At 71.8% G+C, this 21,657-nt stretch carries 18 protein-coding genes and 1 pseudogene; 6 read left to right on the top strand and 13 right to left on the bottom strand.

From position 1 onward, the window contains the following. Window positions 1-70: 70 nt before the first annotated feature. The 5 genes and pseudogenes from ACWC09_RS20630 to ACWC09_RS20610 all read right to left on the bottom strand — a co-directional run. Window positions 71-290, bottom strand: a pseudogene (locus tag ACWC09_RS20630) (hypothetical protein); the annotation flags it as partial. Continuing rightward, a complete protein-coding gene (gene erm, locus ACWC09_RS20625) occupies window positions 260-1,036 on the bottom strand; it encodes an ErmE/ErmH/ErmO/ErmR family 23S rRNA (adenine(2058)-N(6))-methyltransferase (protein ID WP_450852003.1) in 777 nt (258 codons plus the stop codon). The pseudogene ACWC09_RS20630 and the gene erm, both read right to left, overlap by 31 nt. 264 nt (window positions 1,037-1,300) lie before the next feature. Then, entirely contained in the window at window positions 1,301-2,578 is a 1,278-nt protein-coding gene (locus ACWC09_RS20620; protein ID WP_450852002.1) for an ABC transporter substrate-binding protein, read from the bottom strand. Continuing rightward, the gene (locus tag ACWC09_RS20615) at window positions 2,578-3,411 is read right to left on the bottom strand and encodes a carbohydrate ABC transporter permease (protein ID WP_450852001.1); all 834 of its coding nucleotides are present in this window, start codon (window positions 3,409-3,411) and stop codon (window positions 2,578-2,580) included. The genes ACWC09_RS20620 and ACWC09_RS20615 overlap by 1 nt, the downstream gene beginning before the upstream one ends. Further along, on the bottom strand, window positions 3,408-4,349 hold the full coding sequence (locus ACWC09_RS20610) for a carbohydrate ABC transporter permease (protein ID WP_450852000.1): 942 nt from the start codon (window positions 4,347-4,349) through the stop codon (window positions 3,408-3,410). The genes ACWC09_RS20615 and ACWC09_RS20610 overlap by 4 nt, the downstream gene beginning before the upstream one ends. A gap of 196 nt (window positions 4,350-4,545) precedes the next feature. On the opposite strand from ACWC09_RS20610, the gene ACWC09_RS20605 reads away from it, so the two are divergent. Then, a complete protein-coding gene (locus ACWC09_RS20605; protein ID WP_450851999.1) occupies window positions 4,546-5,409 on the top strand; it encodes a phosphotransferase enzyme family protein in 864 nt (287 codons plus the stop codon). 77 nt (window positions 5,410-5,486) lie between these two features. Here the strand turns inward: ACWC09_RS20605 and ACWC09_RS20600 are convergent, their stop codons facing one another. Continuing rightward, on the bottom strand, window positions 5,487-6,401 hold the full coding sequence (locus ACWC09_RS20600; protein WP_450851998.1) for a LysR family transcriptional regulator: 915 nt from the start codon (window positions 6,399-6,401) through the stop codon (window positions 5,487-5,489). A gap of 81 nt (window positions 6,402-6,482) precedes the next feature. Between ACWC09_RS20600 and ACWC09_RS20595 the strand changes: the two genes are divergently transcribed. Beyond that, window positions 6,483-7,433: a DMT family transporter gene (locus tag ACWC09_RS20595; RefSeq protein WP_450851997.1), complete on the top strand. Its 951-nt coding sequence runs from the start codon at window positions 6,483-6,485 to the stop codon at window positions 7,431-7,433. A gap of 82 nt (window positions 7,434-7,515) precedes the next feature. Here the strand turns inward: ACWC09_RS20595 and ACWC09_RS20590 are convergent, their stop codons facing one another. The 4 genes from ACWC09_RS20590 to ACWC09_RS20575 form a co-directional block, all read right to left on the bottom strand. Next, window positions 7,516-8,238: an exonuclease domain-containing protein gene (locus tag ACWC09_RS20590; protein ID WP_450851996.1), complete on the bottom strand. Its 723-nt coding sequence runs from the start codon at window positions 8,236-8,238 to the stop codon at window positions 7,516-7,518. Window positions 8,239-8,341: 103 nt separating this feature from the next. Further along, window positions 8,342-9,589, bottom strand: a complete 1,248-nt coding sequence (locus tag ACWC09_RS20585) for an SAV2148 family HEPN domain-containing protein (protein ID WP_450851995.1) — start codon at window positions 9,587-9,589, stop codon at window positions 8,342-8,344. A 103-nt stretch (window positions 9,590-9,692) separates the two neighbouring features. Next, window positions 9,693-11,012, bottom strand: coding sequence for a copper amine oxidase (locus tag ACWC09_RS20580; protein ID WP_450851994.1), 1,320 nt, complete (start codon window positions 11,010-11,012; stop codon window positions 9,693-9,695). Window positions 11,013-11,068: 56 nt separating this feature from the next. After that, window positions 11,069-11,875: a Tat pathway signal sequence domain protein gene (locus ACWC09_RS20575; RefSeq protein ID WP_450851993.1), complete on the bottom strand. Its 807-nt coding sequence runs from the start codon at window positions 11,873-11,875 to the stop codon at window positions 11,069-11,071. Between the two features lie 161 nt (window positions 11,876-12,036). On the opposite strand from ACWC09_RS20575, the gene glgX reads away from it, so the two are divergent. After that, window positions 12,037-14,154 (top strand): glycogen debranching protein GlgX, encoded by a 2,118-nt coding sequence (gene glgX, locus ACWC09_RS20570; RefSeq protein WP_450851992.1) that lies wholly within the window; start codon window positions 12,037-12,039, stop codon window positions 14,152-14,154. Here the strand turns inward: glgX and ACWC09_RS20565 are convergent. Together ACWC09_RS20565 and ACWC09_RS20560 are read right to left on the bottom strand one after the other, a co-directional pair. Next, window positions 14,151-14,336 carry a hypothetical protein gene (locus tag ACWC09_RS20565; RefSeq protein WP_450851991.1) on the bottom strand — a complete coding sequence of 62 codons (186 nt, stop codon included), beginning with the start codon at window positions 14,334-14,336 and terminating at the stop codon, window positions 14,151-14,153. The genes glgX and ACWC09_RS20565 overlap by 4 nt on opposite strands. Window positions 14,337-14,392: 56 nt before the next feature. Next, window positions 14,393-14,665 (bottom strand): hypothetical protein, encoded by a 273-nt coding sequence (locus tag ACWC09_RS20560; RefSeq protein ID WP_450851990.1) that lies wholly within the window; start codon window positions 14,663-14,665, stop codon window positions 14,393-14,395. A 718-nt stretch (window positions 14,666-15,383) separates the two neighbouring features. On the opposite strand from ACWC09_RS20560, the gene treY reads away from it, so the two are divergent. Next, the gene (gene treY, locus ACWC09_RS20555; RefSeq protein ID WP_450851989.1) at window positions 15,384-17,738 is read left to right on the top strand and encodes a malto-oligosyltrehalose synthase; all 2,355 of its coding nucleotides are present in this window, start codon (window positions 15,384-15,386) and stop codon (window positions 17,736-17,738) included. 25 nt (window positions 17,739-17,763) lie between these two features. Here the strand turns inward: treY and ACWC09_RS20550 are convergent, their stop codons facing one another. Then, window positions 17,764-18,675, bottom strand: a complete 912-nt coding sequence (locus ACWC09_RS20550) for a LysR family transcriptional regulator (protein WP_450851988.1) — start codon at window positions 18,673-18,675, stop codon at window positions 17,764-17,766. A gap of 87 nt (window positions 18,676-18,762) precedes the next feature. On the opposite strand from ACWC09_RS20550, the gene lpdA reads away from it, so the two are divergent. Both lpdA and ACWC09_RS20540 read left to right on the top strand, forming a co-directional pair. Then, a complete protein-coding gene (gene lpdA, locus ACWC09_RS20545) occupies window positions 18,763-20,217 on the top strand; it encodes a dihydrolipoyl dehydrogenase (RefSeq protein ID WP_450851987.1) in 1,455 nt (484 codons plus the stop codon). 177 nt (window positions 20,218-20,394) lie between these two features. Then, window positions 20,395-21,645, top strand: coding sequence for a M14 family zinc carboxypeptidase (locus tag ACWC09_RS20540; protein ID WP_450851986.1), 1,251 nt, complete (start codon window positions 20,395-20,397; stop codon window positions 21,643-21,645). Window positions 21,646-21,657: the final 12 nt, after the last annotated feature.

Genomic DNA, 21,657 nt, shown 5'->3' with positions numbered 1-21,657 from the left:
AGTTCGGCCTCGATGAGGTCGGCCGCCCGTTGCGCACCGCCCTCTTGGGCCATCTCGGTCCGGATCGCCTTGAGACGGCGGGCGACCCCGCGTACGTCACCCGGTGGCTACGCGCGACCAGCTCGCGGATGACCTCGATGCTGGGGTTCACATGGCCGTGCGCGGCGATGGAGAACAGGGCGATGTGGGCACGGGCCGTACGGGAGCGACTGGTCATGCCGGCGACCGCAGGCGAGACGAGACGTCTCGTGCGATGTGTTTACGACAGCACCGCGTGCAGCCGCAGCCACCTCCCCGGCGGCACCTCGCCCACCAGGACGTGCGGATCCAGCCCCGCCGCCCGGAACGCGGCGTCCACGCGCCGCCTCGGGTGGGCCCGCCGCAGCGAGGCGTACAGCGAGCCGCCGACGCCCGAGAAGCCGAGCTCGACCAGGTGGCGCCAGCTGTGGTGGGCGGCGGGGGCGAGCAGCGGGGTGCGGCGGCGCTCGATGCGGATGACACCGGCGTCCACGCGCGGTACCGGCCGGAAACGGGTCCGGGCGACCCGCCCGACCAGCCGCCAGTCGTGGCGGGGCCAGCTGAGGACGGTGAGCAGGGTCCAACTGCCGTAGTCGCCGGTGCGTTTGCGGGCGTACTCGAGCTGGGTGAGGAGCGTGGCGTCGGTGAGGGCGGGGGCCCGCAGACACCAGTCGACGATGGCGGCGGTGCGGGAGAAGGGCACGTTCCCGGCGACGGAGAAGGGGGTGCGCGGGGGCTTGGCGGCGAGGAAGTCTCCGCTGACGACGGTGACTTGGGGTGTGGCGGAGAAGCGGTCACGCAGGAGGGGGACGAGGCGTCGGTCGATCTCGTACGCGCGCAGCTCCCGGCAACGGGGAGCGAGCGGCTCGGTCAACGCGCCTTTTCCCGCTCCCACTTCGAGGAGAAGGGGCGACTGCTCGCCGTGCGGGACGGCGAGGCGGGCGAGCTGTTCGGCCGTGGCGCGGTCGGCGAGGAAGTTCTGCGAGAGCGCGCGGGAGTTTCGGGTGGGGCGGGCCATGGCCTGCGGTCCTTGTCTTCCGGAGAGAGGGAGAAGGGCAGCCGAAGGCCCTGACCGGAAGGCAGAAGGAAGAAGAGTGGCTCGCGCGACGCTCAGCGGGCGCGGCTCAGCGGATGCGACTCCCCGGACCGGTCAGGGCACCGGGGCCTCGACGCATCCGGACGGAGTGCGTGACGCCCCGGCCGAGACCGGAGTTGATGATCGCGTTGCAAGCTGCCACGGACGGCACGCTAGGCGGACGGCCACCCGCCGGGCAACGGAATTTCAGCGCTGGTAGCGGGCGAGCACCAGGTTGCCGTCCTTCTCCAGGCGGTGGCGCAGCTCGTCGAGCCCGATGGCCCCGCTGTAGTACTCCTGGAAGGCGGGGGTGGCGACCTTGTCCTTCCACTCGGGGTAGCCGCGGACGGACTGCGCGGGCGCCGAGCGCAGGTGGGCGGCGAGGGCGGTGCCGGTGGCCCAGCCGTTCTTGGCCGTGTGGAGGGCCGGATCCTTGAGCGCCTGGGTGCCGGTGGGCAGCATCCAGTCGCCGAGCGCCAGCCGCACCATGTTCCTGGGCCGCAACAGGAAGTCGATGAACGCGGCGGCCTCCTTCTTGTGCTCGCTGTCCTGGGCGACGGAGAGCGTCTGCGGGCTGACGCCCTGGGTCGGTCCGTCGGCGCCGGCGGGCGCGGGCAGCACCTGCCAGTCGAAGCCCTTCGGGGCCTGCTGCGCGATCTGCTGGCGGTAGGAGAAGCCGAGCGGCACCATCGCGTACGTGCCGCCGAAGAAGCCGGGCAGGGTGTCCGAGCCGCCGCTGCCGAGCGTGGTGGGCGAGGCGCTGCGGTCGGTGTTCGCCTGGTCGTGGATGGTGCGGGGCACCACCTGGTCGGCCGCCTCGAAGCGCACCGTGACCTTGCCGTCCGCGCCTCGGTGGAAGAGCTCGCCGCCGGTCGAGAGGGAGAGGTTGAGGGTCGCGGAGACGGGTTCCTTGAGGGGCCAGGCGATGCCGTACTTGCCGTTGCCGCTCAGCTGCTCGGTGATGTTCCTGAACTCGTGCCAGCTCCAGGGGCGCCGGGCCGTCGGGATGCGCACCCCGGCCCGCTTCAGCCAGGTCGCGTTGGCGATGAGGACGCGTGGCTCCTGGAGGAAGGGCACGCCGTAGATCCCGTCGCCGAAGGTCGCCGTGTCCCAACTGCGCTGCGGGATATCTGATGTGAGGCGGGCGGGCAGCAAGTCTCTCAGGTCGGCGAGGTAGCCGCCGTAGGCGAAGTCCGCGAGGTCGTCGGAGGCGTCGTGGATGATGTCGGGTGCCTCACCGCCCTCGAAGGAGGTGAGGAGCTGGTCGTGGACGCTGTCCCAACTGCCCTGCACATACTCGACCTTGACGTTCGGATGGCCGGCGTTCCACTCCCTCACCAGCTCCTTGTTGGCCTGGACGGACTCCTCCTGCCAGGCCAGGGACTGGAAACGGAGGGTGATCCGGCCGTCTCTCGCGGAGCCGCCGCTCGTGCAGCCGGCGAGCAGCAGGGTCAGGACGAGAAGGCCGATCAGTCTGCCGCGCATCAGTTCTTCACCGCCCCGGTGAGCATGCCGCCGGTGATCCGCCTTTGGACGATCGCGAAGACGACGAGTGAGGGCAGGGTCGCGAGGAAGGCCGCCGCCGCGAGCGGGCCGAGGTCGGCGACGCCCTCCGCGCCGATGAAGTGGGTGAGGACGACCGGCAGGGTCTGTTTCCCGGGCGTCTTCAGCAGGACGAGTGCGAAGAAGAACTCGTTCCACGCGGTGACGAACGCGAAGAGTCCCGTGGCCACGATCCCCGGGGCGAGCAGCGGCGCCACGACCGAGACGAGCGTTCGCGCCCGCCCGGCCCCGTCGACGGCCGCCGCCTCCTCGACCTCGGTCGGCACCGCCCGTACGTATCCCGCGAGCATCCACAGGGCGAACGGCAGCGCCCAGACGACGTACACAAGTGTCAGCCCGGCCAGGGAGTTGATCAGCCGAAGGTTCTTCAGCACCAGGAACAGCGGGATGATCACCAGGACCAGCGGGAACGCCTGGCTGACGATCACCCAGCCGATGGCGGCCCGGGTCAGCGCGGTGCGGCGGCGGGCCATGACGTAGGCGAGCGGCGTCGCGATGACCACGGCGACGATCGCCGCCCCGGCCGCCGCGAGGAGGGAGTTGAGGGCCGCGTGCAGCAGGGGCTGTTCGTCGAAGGCCTGGCGGAAGTTGTCGAGGGTGGGGTGCCGGGGGATCCAGGTGGGATGCAGACTGCCCAGCTCGCGGGGTGTCTTGAAGGCAGTGGAGAGCAGCCAGAGGAACGGGAAGGCGAGGAAGACGAGATACGCGAGCAGGGCCGCGTACTGGCCGGTCCGGGTGGTCGTCCTGGTCCTCATGCCTCGTCGCCTCCCCTGAGCCGGCCCACCAGGAACAGGGCCAGAAGCACCGAGATCACGGCGACCATCACACAGCCCATCGCCGCCGCGTAACCGAACTGGCCGTAGCGGAAAGCCTCTTCGTAGGCGAAGAGCATGGGCAGCCGGGTACGGCCGCCGGGGCCGCCGTTGGTCAACACGTAGACCAGGGCGAAGGAGTTGACGTTCCAGATGAGGTTGAGGGCGGTGATGGCGAGGGCGACCGGTCTCAGGGCGGGCCAGGTGACCGTGCGGAAGCGGCGCCAGGCTCCGGCGCCGTCGACCGCGGCGGCCTCGTGGAGTTCGCGCGGGGTGCTTTGCAGACCGGCGAGGAGGGCGACCGTGGTCTGGGGCATGCCGCCCCAGACGCCCACGACGATCACGGCGGGCAGCGCGGTGCCGAGACCGCTGAGCCAGTCGTGGCCGTCGCCGAGGCCGAGATCGTGCAGGGTCTCGTTGAGGACGCCCGCGTCCGGGTTGTAGACCAGCCGCCACATGATGCCTACGACGACCTCGGGCATCGCCCACGGAATGATCGCGAGCGCACGGGCCAGCCACCGGAGGCGCAGCTCCTGGTTGAGGAGGAGGGCGAGGCCGAGTGCGAGCAGGAACTGCGGCACGGTGACGCCGACCGCCCACACCAGGCCGATCCGGAACGACTCCCAGAACAGCGTGTCGTGCAGCAGATCCTGGAAGTTGAGGCCGCCGATCCACTGGGTGGGCCGGGTACGGCCCGCCTGGGAGTCGGTGAAGGCCAGCAGGATGCCGTAGAGGAGGGGGCCGACGCTCAGGACGAGGATCGGGATCAGGGCGGGCAGGACCAGGAACCAGGCCCCGTGGTCGTCAAGCGCGCCCTCCCGGGCGCGGGCGGTGCGTGGCGTGCGCTGCGTCGACCCTCTTGTCGCGCTCACCAATGCCACGTCATCGGCTCCTTCGCGCGGGTCGGGACGGTGCCGGGCCGGTCGGCCTCCGTCATGGTCGTGAAGGAGGTATGCACCGTCAAGGCAGCGCGCACACGGTCCGACCTGTGCGAATGCGAGACTGGCCGACGGGTGGCGTGAACTCGACGCCGTTCACGGGGGCAACCGAGGCCTACGCGGACAGGGGAGGCGGACGATGGACGAGGCACGGGCGCGGGACGTACTGGCCGCGGCGGGGGTGCTGCCGGGGTCGGCCGGGGACGCGCTGCTCCTCGCCCTCGGCGAGAACGCGGTGTTCGCCGCCGGTGACCTGGTCGTCAAGGTGGGCCGTGGTGCCGAGTTGCTGGATCGGGCGCGGCGGGAGCTGGCCATCGCCGTGTGGCTCGCGCAGGAGGGCGTGCCGGCGGTGCGGGCGGCCCAGGCGAAGCCATTGCTGGTCGAGGGGCATCCGGTGACGGTGTGGCACCGGATGCCGGAGGCCGTGCGGCCGGCCGAGCCGCGGGATTTGGCCGAACTGTTGCGGGTCGTGCACGCGTTGCCCACGCCTGAGTTCGCCTTGCCGCCGCGGGAGTTGCTGGGTGGGGTGGAGCGGTGGCTGCGGCTTGCGGGGGATGCGATCGATCCGGCGGACGCGGCGTATCTGCGGGAGCGGCGGGACGGTTTCGCCGAGGCCGCGGCTGCGCTGACGCCGCGTCTCGCGCCGGGGCCGATCCATGGTGATGCCCTTCCCCGGAATGTGCACGTCGGTCCTGACGGGCCGGTGCTGGTGGATCTGGAGACCTTTTCCTCGGATCTGCGGGAGCACGATCTGGTGGTGATGGCGCTGTCGCGTGACCGGTATGGGATGTCCGACGAGGCCTACGACTCCTTCACCACGGCGTACGGCTGGGACGTACGACAGTGGGAGGGGTGTTCGGTACTGCGGGGTGCCCGCGAGACGGCCAGCTGTGCGTGGGTGGCTCAGCATGCGCCGAGTCATCCGAAGGCGTTGGCCGAGTTCGAGCGGCGGGTGGGGTCGTTGCGGAGCGGGGATGAGTCCGTGCGGTGGTATCCGTTCTGAGCGCCCAAGGGGTGGGGACTTGTTGTCTGTGGGCGGCCGCGGGTTCGTTGTGGCTGGCCGCGCAGTTCCCCGCGCCCCTAGAAGCGGTTCTCCTCGCCCTCTCGGACAGAGCTTGCCGCCCGCCTCAATTCCGTGAGGACCGTGCGGACCGCCCTGCGGGCCGTGCGCTCGGGGCGGTACAGGGCGTCGATGTGGCGTCGTGCCTGGACTCCGCTCAGTGGTCTCAAGGCCAGTGCCGGGTGGGGGCGCACGGTCCAGCGGGGCATCAGGGCGAGGCCGCCGCCCGCTGCCACCAGTTCCGCCACCACCGCGAAATCGTTGACGCGATGGGCCAGGTGGAGATGGCGGCCCGCTGCGGCGGCGATGGCCTCGATGGTGGCCATGACCGGGAAACCCTCGTGGACGGTGATCCAGGGTTCGTCGGCGACGTCTCCCGGGGTTACGCGGCGCTTGGCGGCGAGGGGGTGGGTCGCCGGCATGGCCACGTCCAGCGGTTCGCGTAGGAGCGTTGTCGCCGTGACCGTGTTCGGCCAGGGTGGGGCGTGGTCCAGGCGGTGGGCCAGGACCAGGTCGTACGCGCGGGTCAGGCGGGGGAAGTCGTCCTGGGCCACGTCCTCGTCGGCGAGCGCGAGGGTGGGGGCGTCCGGTGCGGTAAATACCCTGAGGAGGGGTGGGAAGAAGGCCGCGGCCGCGCTGTGGAACGCCGCCACCGACACCTCTCCGTCGGGACGGTCCAGGAACTCCCCCACCGTGTGCCGGGCGCGGGCCAGCGCCGTCTCCACCTCGATGGCCGCGCCCGCCAGCGCCTGGCCGGCGTCCGTGAGCACCAGTCGGCGGCCGTCCCGCTCCGTGAGCGGTACGGGGATCGAGCGCTGCAGCAGTCGCAGTTGCTGGGAGATCGCCGACGGGGTCACCAGCAGCGCCTCGGCGACCGCCGTGACACTGCCCAGTTCGCCGAGTTCCCGCAGGATGCGCAGCTGCCGTTCGTCCATGGCCCCAGTGTAGGAGTACTAAAAGGTTTGTTAAGAAGTTGGTTCTGGGCTTCAGGGTCGTGGTCGGTGCACTGTGGGCGGGTGTCCACAATGCGCCGTACCGATGCGGTACTCCTCCTTGTCGCCGTCGTCTGGGGTTCGAGCTATCTGTCCGCCCAGACGGCCACCTCTGTCCTGCCTGTGCTGCTGGTGCTCTTCGCGCGGTACGCGCTCTCGGCACTCGCCTGTCTCGGGCTCGTCGCCGCCGGTCGCGGGCCGCGTCGGTGGACCCGTGACGAGTTGCGGGCCGGTGTGCCTCTGGGGGTGACGCAGGCCGCGGTGCTGGTCGTGGAGACGTACGGCGTCGCCCACACCAGTGCCGCGAACGCGGGGCTGATCATCAGCCTCACCATCGTGCTCACCCCTCTCCTCGACCGTGGCGGCAGGCACGGCGGGCTGCCTCCCGTCTTCTTCGCCGCCGCCGGTGTGTGCGTCCTGGCCGTCGGGCTGCTGATGTCCGGCAACGGCTTTCACGCCCCGCGCCTCGGCGACCTGCTGATGCTGGGCGCCGCTCTGGTACGGGCGGTGCATGTCGCGCTCGTCGGACGGCTCACGGCGCGGCGGGCCGTCCGGCCGCTGCATCTGACGACCGTGCAGACCCTCGTCGGCACGGTGCTGTTCCTGCCGGCGGGCGTGCTCGGCCTGCCGACGCTCGCCCGGGCCGACGGCGGGACCTGGGCTCAGCTGCTCTATCTCGCCCTGTTCTGCAGTGTGTTCGCCTTTCTCGTCCAGACGTGGGCCGTGCAGCGGACCTCCGCCAGCCGGGCGAGCCTGCTACTGGGCACGGAGCCGGTCTGGGCCGTCGCCGTCGGCATCGCCTTCGGCGGCGAGCACCTCACCCCGCTCACCGGCCTCGGCGCGGCCCTGATGGTCGCCGGCACGTACTGGGGGCAGGCCGTGGAACGGGCCCACCGTGCGGCGGCCCAGCACGAGACCGACGTACAGCACGCATCGGATGTCCGAGGGCGGGCCACGACGCCGACGGTCGTTTGAGCGAACTCGTCGCCGCACCGGCGCCGTACGTCAGAGGCGGCCCGCCCGATGGCTCGTCGGCGTGGTCACCGGCCGCTGCTCCTCAGACCGGCTCGTCCGTCAGCTCCCGTAGTGGCCATGTTCCGTCCACCACGGCGGTCGCGTCTCCCTTGCGACGCAGGAAGCTCTGGAAGTCCGCAGCCCATTCCGCGTACCACTCGATCTGGCGGCGGTGCAGTTCCGCCGGGCCGAGGGCCGCGATCTTGGGGTGACGGGCGGCTATCGCGCAGGCCAGGCCGGCCGCGGCGAGGGCATCGGCCGAGGCGTTGTGGGCGGCGTCGAGGGGGACGCCGTACTCCGTGCAGACCGCTTCGAGGTTGCGCTTGCCGCGGCGGTAGCGGTCGACCCAGCGGTCGATGGTGTACGGGTCGATGACCGGGGCGGGGTCGAGGCCGCCCAGGCGGTCGCGGAGGGACGGGAGTCCGTGGCGGCGCAGTTCGGCGGAGAGCAGGCTCAGGTCGAAGGCGGCGTTGTAGGCGACGACCGGGACGCCTGTCTTCCAGTAGCCGGTGAGGACGTCCGCGATGGCTTCCGCCACCTGGTCGGCGGGGCGGCCCTCGGCGGCCGCGCGCTCGTTGCTGATCCCGTGCACGGCCACCGCGTCCGCCGGGATCTCGACGCCCGGATCCGCCAGCCACTCCCTGTGCCCTATGGCCTGCCCGTCCCTGACTTCGATCACGGCCCCCGTGACGATGCGCGCCTCGCGCGGATCGGTCCCGGTCGTCTCCAGGTCGAAGCCGATCAGCAGCTCCCGGTGCCAGCCCATGGGCGGTCCCCCTTCTTGGTGGTGCTTTCCCCCAGTGGTCTCCACCTTCCCATGGGCCACTGACAATCAGAGGACCGCGTTCCGCTTACCGGCCCCGGATAGTTCAGGACACCGGGCGCGAATCCGCCCAGGCCGTCTCGAACTCCTCGCGGTATGTCGGGAAGAGACCGTTGTCGACCCCCGTATCGGATTCGTCCGGCTTGACCACGCGGTTGTCGTTGCGCAGGACGAGGACCGGCGCCTCCATACCGCGGGACCTGCGCAGATAGGACTGCACGACCGCTATGCCGTCCGAGCCGTCGCCGTCCACGAGGTACGCGGTGAAGCGTGGGGTCTCGTCGTAGACCTGGATCTCGAAGGCGCCCGGGTCGCGCAACCGGGACCGGACCCGGCGCATGTGGAGGATGTTCATCTCGACCGCGCGGCTCAACTCGCCCCGCTTCATGCCGAGTTCGCGCTCGCGGCGCTTGACCGCGCTGGAGGCCGGGTTGAGGAACAGCAGCCGGACCCGGCAGCCGGCCTCGGCGAGGCGGACCAGGCGGCGGCCGGAGAAGTTCTGCACGAGCAGGTTGAGGCCGATGCCGACGGCGTCCAGGCGGCGGGCGCCGCCGAAGATGTCCTCGGCGGGGAACTGGCGCAGCAGCCGCACCCGGTCGGGGTGCACGGCGACCACGTCGGCGTACCGGTCGCCGACCAGGTCCTCCACCGCGTCCACGGGCAGCCGGCGCGAGGACGGCACGTCGCCGCCCGCGGCGAGCACGTCCAGCAGCTTGGCCGAGGCCCGCTCGGCCTGGTTCAGGACGGCCTCGGACAGGGCGCGGTTGCGGGAGACGACATTGCGGGTCACCTCCAGCTCGTCCAGGGCGAGTTCGACGTCGCGGCGGTCGTCGACGTACGGCTCGAAGCAGGGCCAGTGCTGCACCATCAGCTCGCGCAGTTGGGGCAGGGTGAGGAAGCTGAGGACGTTGTCGTCGGCCGGGTCGAGCAAGTAGCCCTTGCGGCGGCTGACTTCGCGCACGGCGACCGCGCGCTGCACCCACTCCTGGCCGGCCGGTCCGGCTGCCGCGATCACCCACTCGTCCCCGTGGACGGGTTCGTAGATGGGACGCAGAACAGCGGCCACGACCGCCCGCAGCCGCTGTTCGACGAGGTTCAGCCAGATGTAGGCCCGGCCGGCTCGCTGAGCGCGCGTACGCACCTCACGCCAGGCGTCGGCGTCCCAGTCCAGCTCCGGCCCGATGGAACTCGTCTCCATGGGCCTCGCCAGGGACACCGTGCCGGGCGGGACGTCTGGGGAGTTCCCCTCGTGACCCTCGTCACCAGGGGGCAACTCCAGCCCTCCCGACCCCACCCGAGCACCGCCTTCCGCTCCCCCGAGCTCTCCCCGTGTCAACGATCAAGGAAGGGTACTCCGGGACCGGTCGGCGATGCAGCCGGATGGACAGGGTCGTTTCTCAACTACGCGGTCGCCAGTGGCCGTTCTGCCAGGCGAGCTCGTCCGGAGTGAGCGGATTCATAGCGGTGACGTCCCTGGGGGCGATCGAGAAGCCCTGCCAGTGGACCGGCATGGGCTGCTGGTCCTCGTCCCGGGGTATGTGGTGGAAGCCCACGTTCATCCAGACGATCGGATGGGTGAGGGTCTGGCCGTTCACCCACTTGTCGACGGTCTTGCCCGCTCCGGCGGGGCAGTTGCCGGTGTTGTTGCTGGCGAACTGCTCGCACTTGTTGTACTCGGTGAAGTACACGTCGTGCTTGGTGAAGCTGCGGCCCGGGTACCTGGTGGTGGGCCCGGGGACGATCTCGTACGAGCGCGCGTGCCCGTCCTTGTTCTTGCCGGTCGCGCTGACCACCCGCCACCAGCGGTAGGTCTTGGCGTCGCCCGCGAGTTCCTTGGTGACCTTGGTGCGGGTGGTCTTGTTGGTCGGCGCCTCCTGGCCGTGCACGGGCGCGCTGACGGCCGAGTCGTACTGCTCGATCTTCGTCTTGGAGGAGCCGTCGAGGCCGAAGTCGAGGCGCCAGAAGACGTTGTGGCTGTGGCTGGTGGCGGAGGCCGTGGCGCCCTTGCCGATCGGCCAGCCGCGGCCGTCGCCGGCGTCGTAGTCGTCGTAGGAGAGGCTTCCGGTGGCGCCGACGTTCATGTTGATCGTGCCGTCGTCCTGGAATCGCCACTCGGTCATGTACTCGTACCAGCCGACCTGGTTGACCGTGTAGACGAGGAGGTCCTTGCCCTGCGCCTGGTAGACCTTGTTCGCGGTGTCGCCCTGCATGCGGTAGGCGTGCCCGCGCGAGCGCGTGGTGGTGCACAGGCCGTTGACGTTCGGGTGGGCCGGGTCCCAGGAATCGGGCACCTTGACGGACTTGATGGTGCCGCCGGGGCACTCGCCGGGCGCCAGGTTCACCAGGCCCTGGGCGAAGCCGAAGCCGGTGAGGTCGTCGTACTCGACGCTGCCGTCGTCGTAGGGGACGTCGATCTGGGCGAGCCGGGCGCTGTTGAGGACCTTGATCGGCTGGGCCTCGCCCTTGGGCTGGTAGGAGACGTCGTCGAGGACGAGCCCGGCCTTGCTGTCGTAGCGCCAGCACATCCGCCAGGTGGTGCCGCTGGAGAGCTTCTGCTCGATCTTGTAATTGGTGCTGCACCCGGCGGCGGCCGCGGCGGCGGTCTTCGGCTGGGCGGCGGCCGGTCCGGCGCCGGTGGTCGCGCCGACGGCGAGCGCGGCCACCGAGAGACCGACGGCCGCACGCGTGCGTGCACGACTCGTTCTGGTGGTGGGCATGACGAAGTGACTCCCTTACCGGAGGAGTAAGCGGGAAAAGTGGATGGAGGGCGGGCTCAGCCGCGCTTCAGCTGGGCGACCTTGCGGGCGCTGAGGTCGACGATGATCGACCGCGCGTCGATCCAGGGGCCGTTCTTCACCTTCGGGAACAGCCGCACGCACCGGTGTTCGCCGCACTTGTCGAGTACGGCGGGCTGGGCGCCCGGAGTGGCCCGGTAGACCGCGCCGTTCAGCAGCAGCTGGTCCGGGGAGGTGAGCTCCCTGCCGGTCGCGTCCTTGTAGTCGGCCTTCAGGCCCGCGCCGAGCGGGTCGGCGATCAGCAGCGCGGCCGCCTCGGCGTTCTCGGCACGGCTCAGCGGCGGCTGCACGCCGTGCTGGACGCCGGTCTCCTCGACCTTGCCGGTGTCGAGGTTGACGGTCCTGGTGACGAAGGTGTCGTTCTTGTAGTCGTAGAACGTCACATCGGCGCGCCGCGGCGGGTTCGGGTCGTCCGTCTCGTCGTTCTCCGGGTCGGCGAGATCGACGGTCAGGCGCTGCGGACCGCGCTTCCCGTCCACGTTCTCGGCGGAGGTGAGCAGCTGCCGGTTGGCGGCGATCTGCTCGGCCCGCTTCGTCTCGTCGTCGGTGAGCGGGTCGGTGCCCTTGCCCTTGTCGCCGTCGGCGGGCGCCGACTCGACGACGCCCGGCCGGGCGGCCCCGGCCTGGCCCGCCTGCTGGGCCTGGGTCCCCGCCCCGGTTCCTCCCGTTTCGTCGGCCCCCGCCGTCCCCGGCAGGGTGATTCCGACCATCACAGCGGTCCCGGCCACCGCTATGGCCGCACCGGCCACCACCTTTCCCAGATGGCGGTGCACTATCTTGCGCACATCTTCCCCCTACTCCCCCTTCATTCTCGGGAGTACGTGTTTGCCCCAGTGGTTGGTCGATCGGTAAGAGGGACGTAAGTCATAGGTGGTTCCATCACTTTCGGGGAGACTCGACGTCAAGGCGCCCCCCGGGGCTTGCTCCACCTGAAAGAGTCGTGTCCATGCAGGTCTGGCCTGGCGAGGCGTATCCGCTCGGTGCCACGTACGACGGCGCCGGCACCAACTTCGCGGTCTTCACGGAGGCCGCGGACCGAGTAGAGCTGTGTCTGCTGCACGACGACGGCTCGGAGACGGCGGTGGAACTGCGCGAGAGCGACGCGTTCGTACGGCACGCGTACGTGCCCGGCATCATGCCGGGACAGCGCTACGGCTTCCGGGCGCACGGCCCGTACGACCCCGGTCGCGGCCAGCGCTGCAACTCGGCGAAGCTGCTGCTCGACCCGTACGCGCGCGCGATCAGCGGCTCCATCCGCTGGGGCGAGGAGGTCTACGGCTACCACTTCGACGCCCCCGACAGGCGCAACGACCTGGACTCGGCGCCGCACACGATGACGTCGGTCGTGGTCAACCCGTACTTCGACTGGGGCGACGACCGCCGGCCCCGGCGCGGCTACCACGAGACGGTGATCTACGAGGCCCATGTCAAGGGCCTCACCATGCGGCACCCGGGGCTGCCGGAGGAGCTGCGCGGCACATATGCGGCGCTCGCGCACCCCGTGATCATCGAGCACCTGGTGGAGCTCGGCGTGACGACGCTGGAGCTGATGCCGGTCCACCAGTTCGTGAACGACCACCGGCTGGTCGACATGGGCCTGAACAACTACTGGGGCTACAACACCATCGGCTTCTTCGCCCCGCACAACGCGTACGCCTCCTGGGGCGACCGCGGCCAGCAGGTCCTGGAGTTCAAGTCGGCGGTGCGGGCGCTGCACGAGGCCGGCATCGAGGTCATCCTCGACGTCGTCTACAACCACACGGCCGAAGGCAACCACCTGGGCCCGACGCTGTCCTTCAAGGGCCTCGACAACGCCTCGTACTACCGCCTCACGGACGACCCCCGCTACTACATGGACACCACCGGCACCGGGAACTCCCTGCTGATGCGGTCCCCGCACGTCCTGCAGCTGATCATGGACTCGCTGCGCTACTGGGTCACCGAGATGCACGTCGACGGCTTCCGCTTCGACCTGGCGGCCACCCTTGCGCGGCAGTTCCACGAGGTGGACCGGCTGTCGTCGTTCTTCGACCTGGTGCAGCAGGACCCGGTGGTCTCCCAGGTGAAGCTGATCGCCGAGCCGTGGGACGTGGGCGAGGGCGGGTACCAGGTGGGCAACTTCCCGCCGTTGTGGACCGAGTGGAACGGAAAGTACCGCGACACCGTGCGGGACATGTGGCGCGGCGAGCAGCGCGCGCTCGCGGAGTTCGCGTCCCGGCTGACCGGCTCCTCGGACCTCTACCAGGACGACGGCCGCCGCCCGCTGGCCTCGATCAACTTCGTGACCTGCCACGACGGCTTCACCCTGCACGACCTGGTGTCGTACAACAACAAGCGCAACCGGGCCAACGGCGAGGACAACCGGGACGGCGAGAGCCACAACCGGTCCTGGAACTGCGGGGCGGAGGGCGAGACCGACGACTCCGAGGTGCTGACGCTGCGGGCGCGCCAGATGCGGAACTTCGTGGCCACGCTGATGCTGTCCCAGGGCGTGCCGATGATCAGCCACGGCGACGAGTTCGCGCGCACCCAGAGCGGCAACAACAACGCGTACTGCCAGGACAACGAGCTGGCCTGGGTGAAGTGGCTGGACGCCGACACGGAGGACAGCCAGTTGCTGGCCTTCACGCGCGCGATGGTGTGGCTGCGCAAGGACCATCCCGTCTTCCGCCGCCGCCGCTTCTTCCACGGACGGCCGGTGGAGGGCACCCACGACGAGCTGTCGGACATCGCCTGGTTCACTCCCGAGGGCAACGAGATGACCCAGCGGGACTGGGATTCGGCGCCGGCCTCGGCGCTGTCGGTGTTCCTCAACGGCAACGCGATCTCCGAGCCCGGCTCCCGTGGGGAGCGGATCACCGACGACTCGTTCCTGCTGATGTTCAACGCCTCGCCGAAGACGCTGGACTTCGTGGTGCCGGTCAACCACGGCCGGCAGTGGCAGGTGGTCGTCGACACCGCCCGCGCGGACGGCGTGCCGCCCGGCGAGGGCCCGAAGGTGGCGGCCGGTGACCGGCTGACGCTGGTGGACCGGAGTCTGGCGGTGCTGCAGCGGCCGGTCTAGGCGGAGGCGCTCGGCTGCTGCGTCCGCTGGTCGGGCCCGCGCGCGTGGAGGATGGTTTCGGTGGCGGGGCCGCCGTACGACTTCGCGCGCGCCGTCAGCGCGACGGGGCCGTAGGACTCGGTGAGACGGCCGGTGTCGGCGAGGGCCTGCCCGCCGACGATCGCACTCGTCGTGAACGTCATCGCCTCGGCGAGCCGTGTGGGCGGTGCGACGCGCTCGATGAGCCCGAAGACGGTGATCAGATGCGGGGCGTAGGCGACGCCCAGGACGGTGACGACGGCGTACAGGGCACCCGTGGCTGTCCGTCCGGAGGAGGGGCGGGGAGAGCAGGAACGCGGCCGCGGTCGCCGTCCGCCAGCGGGTCGTGGGCGACGCGGGCGGGCACGGCGGCCATGGAGAGCCCCGCCACGGCGCTCATCACGCCCACGGCGGCGTAGACGAGGCCGGCCTGGTCCGATGGGCCGAGGCGTTCCGCGAGTGCCGTGATGCCTGATTGGCATGCGCCGAACATCGCGCCCTGGAGGGCGAGGGCCGGGCGGAGGGGGTGGACGGAGCGAGGGATGCGAGGGCGGGCGGCATGCGTGCGGGTCGTGGCTCGGGCGGGGCTGGGGCGTCGGGACGGGACCGGGCCGTCGTGTCGGGAGCGTCGCGACGCGGCCGGATCGTCGCTTCGTCGGCGTCGGGACGGAACGGGATCGTCCTCCCGCGGGCACTGCGACGGAACCGGGCCGTGTCGCCACGGCCGTCGGGTGCAGGGCGCCCACGCCGCAGATGCCGACAAGGAGCGCGGCGTCGGTCGGCGCATACTCAGGGTGGGCCAGCGCGACAAGGCGCGTGCGGCCCAGGGGGCCGATCAGCGGCACGGTCGCACCCGCCACCGCTCCCGAGAGCTGCCGGCACGGGGGGACAGTCCCGCGAGCGCGCCCCTCATCAGTACGCCGATCGCGAGCGCGTTGACGAGCGAGAAGCCCGGCGTCGCCGGCCGCCGGTCAGGCCCGCGGCAGTCAATGAGCCGCTCGTGCGGGCGACGAGCAGCACGCTGCGAACCGGATCGTGGCCGTCGCCGGCCGCCCCAGGAAGGACACCCCCGGCAGCGGCGGCCCGGTCGGTCCGATGACGTCTCCATACGTTCGTCCCGTGCTCCCCATCGCTCGAAGCCGGCCACGCGTGCGTGCACGCGTGGCGGGTGCGATGACACGAAGGGCGGCAGGGCGGGTACGTAGGTTTGCATGACACCTGAGCGACCCGACCCCTTGGTGCCCACGGCCACCTACCGGCTGCAGCTGCAGCCCGAGTTCCCGTTCGGGGCCGCGGCGGCGGCCGTGCCGTACCTGGCCTCGCTCGGCGTCTCGCATCTGCACCTGTCCCCCGTCCTGGAGGCCGTCCCCGGCTCGGCGCACGGCTATGACGTCGTCGACCACGCACGCGTGCGCGAGGAACTGGGCGGCGAGGAGGGTCTGCGCGCGCTGGCGCGGACCGCGCGGGAGCACGGTCTCGGTCTGGTCGTCGACATCGTGCCGAACCACATGGCCATGTCCCCGCGGCACAACCGCGCCCTGTGGGAGGTGCTTCGGGAGGGTCCGAAGTCGCCGTACGCGCGCTGGTTCGACATCGACTGGGAGGCGCAGGGCGGCCAGGTGCTGCTGCCGGTGCTGGGCGGCCCGCTCGGCTCGGTGATCGGCGAGCTGCGGGTCGACGGCGACGTACTGCGCTACTACGACCATGCGTTCCCGTTGCGGGAGGGCACCGAGGACTTGCCGCTGCCGCGGCTGCTGGACGCGCAGTGGTACCGCCCCGTGTGGTGGCGGCTGGCCCGGACCGAGCTCAACTACCGGCGTTTCTTCAGCATCTCGGAGCTGATCGGGGTGCGGGTCGAGGACCCGGAGGTGTTCGAGGCCACGCACGCGAAGATCCTTCAGCTGCTCCGCGAGGGTGTCGTCGACGGGCTGCGGGTCGACCACCCGGACGGGCTCGCCGACCCCGACGCGTACCTGGCGCGGCTGCACGAGGCCAGTGGCGGCCGTTGGACGGTCGTCGAGAAGATCCTCGCGGACGGGGAGCCCCTGCCGGCCTCCTGGCCCGTCGCGGGCACCACGGGCTACGACGCCCTGCGGCACGTCGACGGGCTCTTCGCCGACCCGGCGGGGGTCGGCGAACTCCTCGGCCAGTACCGGCGGTTCGCGGCCCCGCAGACGGACCGCGGCGGCGACTGGGCGGCGACGGTGCGCAGAGCGGCGTACAAGGTGCTCACGCACGAGCTGGCCACCGAGATGGACCGGCTGACCCGGGTGGCGGGCAGGGTGTGCGCCACCGCCCCGGACCCGGCCCTGCGCGACCGTGCCCCCTGGGCGCTGCGCACGGCGCTCCAGGAGCTCCTGGTCCGGCTGGAGGTCTACCGGCCCTATGCCTCCGGTGACGCCTCCCTGGTCGTCACCGAGGAGGCCGCGGCGGAGGCCCGGCGCGCCTTCGTCGTCCCGGAGGAGGCCGGCGCGGTCGACGTGGTGCGCGACCTGGTGCTGGGGCGGTACGGCGCCGGGCCCGACCATGTGGAGTTCCGGGCCCGGTTCGCGCAGACCGCCTCAGCGCTGCGCGCCAAGTCCGTGGAGGACACGGCGTACTACCGCTACGTCCCGCTGCTGTCGGCGAACGAGGTGGGCGGCAACCCGGGGAGCCCGGCGGTGTCCCCGGAGGACTTCCACGCGTACTGCGCGCGCGTGCAGCGCGACTGGCCGGCGACGGGCACGGTCGTCTCGACGCACGACACCAAGCGCAGTGCCGATGTACGGGCGGCGCTGGCCGTGCTCACCGAGTGCCCCGGGCGATGGGCGGAGGTCCTGGCGGAGGTGACCCGCGACGGGGAGGACGTGCCCGATCCGCAGGTGGGCTGGGCGGCCTGGCAGACGGTGTTCGGGCTCGGCGCCGCGGACGGGGAGCGGGTGGGGCAGGCGCTGCTCAAGCATGTGCGCGAGGCGGGGCTGTTCACCAGCTGGACGGAGCAGGAGCCCGCCTACGAGGAGGCCGTGGCCGCGTTCGTCGCGGCGGGGCCGTGCGGGGCGCAGGGCGAGCACGTCGTGGCCCTGCGGAGCGCGTTGGAGCCGCACATCCGGGCCAACGCGCTGGGCACGGCGCTGGTCCATCTGACGATGCCGGGCGTGCCGGACGTCTACCAGGGCACCGAGGGCGAGTACTTGGCGCTCGTCGATCCGGACAACCGGCGGCCGGTGCCGTTCCCGCCCGACAACGCCGGCGACAAGGGGGCGCTCACGGCGGCCGCGCTGGGGCTGCGCGCGCGGCGGCCCGGCGCCTTCGGGGACGCGGCCACGTACGCGCCGCTCACGGCCGAAGGCCCGGCGGCGGCCCACTGTGCGGCGTTCGCCCGGTCCGGCGAGGTCGTCACGGCGGTGACCCGGCTGTCGCTGCGGCTCGCGGAGGCGGGCGGCTGGCGTGACACGCTGCTGCCGTTGCCGCCGGGGCGCTGGTCCGACGTAATGGCTCCGGAGCGGGAGTTCGCAGGGCACGCACGCGTGCAGGAGCTTTTCGGACGGCTGCCGGTGGTGCTGCTGGAGCGGGTCGACGAAGACTGAGCCCGCGAGTGGGGCGGGTGCGCCGCTACGCCTGTACGAGTGAGGCAGGCGCTCCCGGCCCCGGCCACGCGGCCCGCAGCAGGTCCACGAAGGCCTCCGCGGCACCGGCCGGCGGCACACGGGCGAAGACCGTCATGCCGCGGCTCCAGGGCGGGTCGTGCGAGAGGACGGCGCAGTCCTCGCCGACCGCTCCGCGCACGATGTGCGAGGGCGCGACGCACACCCCGACTCCGGCGGCCGCCATGCGTACGGCCGTCGACGTGTGCTCGGTCCAGACGGCGGTACGCGGCTGGAAGCCGACGCGCGCACAGGCCCGGTCGAGGAAGCGCTCGCCGTGCACGACGGGTTCCATGGCGCAGCGGATCCAGTGGCGGTCGGCGAGTTCGGGCAGCGTCACCGTCGTACGGCCCGCGAAACGGTCGTCGAACGGGACCACGAGCACCGCCTCCTCCTCACCGACGGGCACGACCGTGCCGGGCCAGTCCGCCGGGGCGGGGCCGACGGCGAGGTCCGCGGTGCCGCGCTCGACCTCCTCCTCCAGGGCCTGGGTGGTGGCGTACTCGTGCAGGTGCAGCAGGACCTTGGGGTGGGCGGCGCGCCAGCGGGCGAAGACGTCCGGGAGGACACCGACCGCGACCGAGTGGACGGCGGCCACGTGCAGCTCGCCGCCCTCGGCTCCGGACGCGGCACGAGCCGCACGACGGGCCTGGGCGGCGCTGCGGACGGCGCGTTCGGCGTGCGGCCGGAAGGCGCGGCCCATCGGCGTGAGACGCACCCCGCGCGGCATGCGCTCCAGGAGCGCGCCGCCGACCGAACGCTCCAGGGCCTTGATCTGGTGCGAGAGCGCGGGCTGGGAGACGTGCAGCAGCTCGGCCGCGCGCGTGAAGGACGCCTCGTCGACGACCGCCAGGAAGTACTCCATCTGCCGCAGACTCATCCCGCTCCCTGTCCATAAACATCCTGCATCGGTTCCACAAGAACATTGCCTTGGACTTATGGCAAGCAGCGGGCAGAGGGTGGAGCCATGAAAGACACGGACGGCACAAGGGACTTGAGCACCGCGGACGTCATCGTCGTCGGCGGCGGCACCGGCGGGTACAGCACCGCCCTGCGCGCCGCCGCCCTCGGCCTCGACGTCGTCCTCGTCGAGCGCGACAAGGTCGGCGGGACCTGTCTGCACCGCGGCTGCATCCCCAGCAAGGCGATGCTGCACGCCGCCGAACTCGTCGACGGGATCGCCGAGGCGCGCGAGCGGTGGGGGGTGAAGGCGAGCCTGGACGCCGTGGACTGGCCGGCGCTGGTCGCCACGCGCGACGGCATCGTGACGCGCAACCACCGGGGCGTGGAGGCGCATCTCGCGCACGCCGGCGTGCGCGTCGTGCGAGGGAGCGCGAGGCTGACTGGGCAGCGCTCGATGCGCGTTGAGGGCTCATTCGAAAGCTTCGCGCCCGGCGTGCACGACCTCATCGCGCGCCGTGGCGTCGTCCTTGCGACCGGCTCGCGTCCGCGCACGCTCCCGGGGCTCGAACCGGACGGTCGGCGTGTGGTGACGAGTGACGACGCGTTGTTCGCGCCCGTGCTTCCGGCATCCGTTCTGGTGCTCGGCGGGGGTGCGATCGGCGTCGAGTACGCCTCGTTCCACCGGTCCATGGGCGCGGAGGTCACCCTTGTGGAGGCCGCCGACCGGATCGTGCCGCTGGAGGACGCGGACGTGAGCCGTCACTTGACGCGGGGGCTGAAGAAGCGCGGTATCGATGTGCGGACGGGTGCCCGGCTGCTGGATGCCGAGGTGCTCGATGACGGCGTACGCGCACGCGTGCGTACGGCTCGCGGCGAGACCCGTACGGTCGAGGCGCAGCGGCTGCTGGTGGCGGTCGGACGGGCACCGGTCACCGACGGCCTCGACCTGGCCGCCGCGGGGCTCACGACGGACCCGCGGGGCTTCGTCGTACCGGCGGACTGGGCGCGGCTGGAGACGGCCGTGCCCGGCATCCACGTGGTGGGCGACCTGCTGCCACCGCCGTCGCTCGGCCTGGCGCACGCGTCGTTCGCGGAGGGGCTGCTGGTGGCGGAGACCCTGGCCGGGGTGCCCTCCGTGCCGGTGGACTACGCAACCGTGCCGAGGGTGACGTACTCGTCGCCGCAGACCGCGGCCGTCGGAGTGAGCGAGGCGGAGGCACGCGCGCGTGGGCACGAGGTGGACGTCAACACCATGCCGCTCACGGCCGTCGCGAAGGGCATGGTGCACGGGCAGGGCGGGATGGTGAAGGTCGTCGCCGAGACCGGCGGCGGGCGGGTGCTCGGCGTGCATCTGGTGGGCCCGCACGTGTCCGAGATGGTCGCCGAGAGCCAGCTGGTCGTCGGCTGGGACGCGTACCCTTCGGACGTGGCCCGGCACGTCCATGCGCACCCGACGCTGTCGGAGGCGGTCGGCGAGGCGTTTCTGACGCTGGCAGGGCGCGGGCTGCACCAGCAGTGAGCGCCGGGGCCCGCGCCCCCACCCGTACTGCCTCCGCGCCCCCGCAGGCAGCAACATCCCTTCCGGCTGACGGTAAATGCATCTGGGCGCCCCCTGGAGCCTCCCCCGTCGTGACCTTGACAGTTGCCGGAGACCGTGGGGTACTGCGGATTGCGAAGCCGGGCGGATGTGACGGGGGTGAGTCTCCTGCCGGAGCTGCGCTACCCCACCGTGACCCAACTCTTCTCGTCCGCGAGGGCGTTGGCCGCCCACCGGCCCGGTCTGTGCACACTGAGGCAAGTGGGTGTCTCCCGCGCGGGCAGACCCCTCCACCTGCTGTCCGTGGGGCCCGCCCGCCGTGCCGTGCTGGTCGTCGCCGGCGCCCACGCCAACGAGCCGACCGGCGGACCGACCCTCCTCGCGCTCGCCGAACGGGTGCTGCGCGAACGGGAGCTGCGCACCGACACGTCCTGGCACTTCCTGCTGTGCGCGGACCCGGACGGCGCGAGCCTGCACGTCACCCCGGCGCCGCGCAGTCTGCTCGACTACCACCTCGGCTTCTTCCGGCCGGCCGCCGAGGAGCAGCCGGAGTGGTCGCCGGCCGTGCTGCCGCCCGACCGGCTGCCGCCGGAGACGCAGGCCCTGACCCGGGTCATCGACGAGCTGCGCCCCTACCTCCAGGTGACGCTGCACGGGACGGATCTGGGCGGCAGCTGGGTGCAGTTGACGAAGGACATACCTGGTCTCGCCGAGCCGTTCGCCAAGTCCGCGGCGGAGCTGCACATCCCGGTGGAGACGGGTGCCTCGGACGCCGCGGGCTGGTCGGCGTCCGGGCCCGGGGTGCATGTGATGCCCTCGCCGGGGGCGGGCGCGGCGTACCCGAGCATGCCGGACGACGCCCGGCAGAGCACCTGGTACCACACCCACCGCTACGGCGGGCTGACGGCCGTGGTGGAGGTGCCGATGTGGGCGAGCGATCTGGTGGACGACCCGGCGCCGCATCCCGCCCCGGCCGCGGCGATACGACGGCTCGCGCGCCGGCTGCTGCGGGACGGGCTGGAGGTGGAGCGGGTGCTCGTCGACGCGCTGCCGCGGCTGGAGGGCGTCGACGGGCCGCTGCTGCGGGCGGCGAGGTGGGCGCTGGAGCTGGTGCCGGGGCTGGCCGCGGACTGGATGCACACGCCTCCCGCCGACAACACGATGGCGTACGTCGGCAGCGTGGACGCGTTCGGCCGCCGGCTGCCGTTACGGTCGGCGGCGATGCTGCTGCGGGTCCTCCAGGAGACCGACGACCGCGCGGCCCCGCGCCTGGAACGCCTCGTGGCCACATGGAGCGACGCTTTCGCGGAACGCTTCCGCGCCCGCTGGGTCCCTCTGGAGCACCAGGTCGAGCACCAGTCCCGCACGGTCGTCGCGGCGGCGCTGCACGCGCGCGACAGGGCGGCCTGAGGAACCGAGCCG

The sequence above is a fragment of the Streptomyces sp. NPDC001617 genome, from assembly GCF_053596855.1.
The sequence above is the reverse complement of the archived record's forward strand: the minus strand, read 5'-3'. Positions and strand labels throughout refer to the sequence as shown.

What these genes read in the sequence shown, in the direction of transcription:
- erm (WP_450852003.1), bottom strand. Translation starts at nt 1,036, where the DNA reads ATGGCCCGCCCCACCCGAAACTCCCGCGCGCTCTCGCAGAACTTCCTC.
- ACWC09_RS20620 (WP_450852002.1), bottom strand. Translation starts at nt 2,578, where the DNA reads ATGCGCGGCAGACTGATCGGCCTTCTCGTCCTGACCCTGCTGCTCGCC.
- ACWC09_RS20615 (WP_450852001.1), bottom strand. Translation starts at nt 3,411, where the DNA reads ATGAGGACCAGGACGACCACCCGGACCGGCCAGTACGCGGCCCTGCTC.
- ACWC09_RS20605 (WP_450851999.1), top strand. Translation starts at nt 4,546, where the DNA reads ATGGACGAGGCACGGGCGCGGGACGTACTGGCCGCGGCGGGGGTGCTG.
- ACWC09_RS20600 (WP_450851998.1), bottom strand. Translation starts at nt 6,401, where the DNA reads ATGGACGAACGGCAGCTGCGCATCCTGCGGGAACTCGGCGAACTGGGC.
- ACWC09_RS20590 (WP_450851996.1), bottom strand. Translation starts at nt 8,238, where the DNA reads ATGGGCTGGCACCGGGAGCTGCTGATCGGCTTCGACCTGGAGACGACC.
- ACWC09_RS20580 (WP_450851994.1), bottom strand. Translation starts at nt 11,012, where the DNA reads ATGCCCACCACCAGAACGAGTCGTGCACGCACGCGTGCGGCCGTCGGT.
- glgX (WP_450851992.1), top strand. Translation starts at nt 12,037, where the DNA reads ATGCAGGTCTGGCCTGGCGAGGCGTATCCGCTCGGTGCCACGTACGAC.
- ACWC09_RS20565 (WP_450851991.1), bottom strand. Translation starts at nt 14,336, where the DNA reads ATGACGTTCACGACGAGTGCGATCGTCGGCGGGCAGGCCCTCGCCGAC.
- ACWC09_RS20560 (WP_450851990.1), bottom strand. Translation starts at nt 14,665, where the DNA reads ATGTTCGGCGCATGCCAATCAGGCATCACGGCACTCGCGGAACGCCTC.
- treY (WP_450851989.1), top strand. Translation starts at nt 15,384, where the DNA reads ATGACACCTGAGCGACCCGACCCCTTGGTGCCCACGGCCACCTACCGG.
- ACWC09_RS20550 (WP_450851988.1), bottom strand. Translation starts at nt 18,675, where the DNA reads ATGAGTCTGCGGCAGATGGAGTACTTCCTGGCGGTCGTCGACGAGGCG.
- lpdA (WP_450851987.1), top strand. Translation starts at nt 18,763, where the DNA reads ATGAAAGACACGGACGGCACAAGGGACTTGAGCACCGCGGACGTCATC.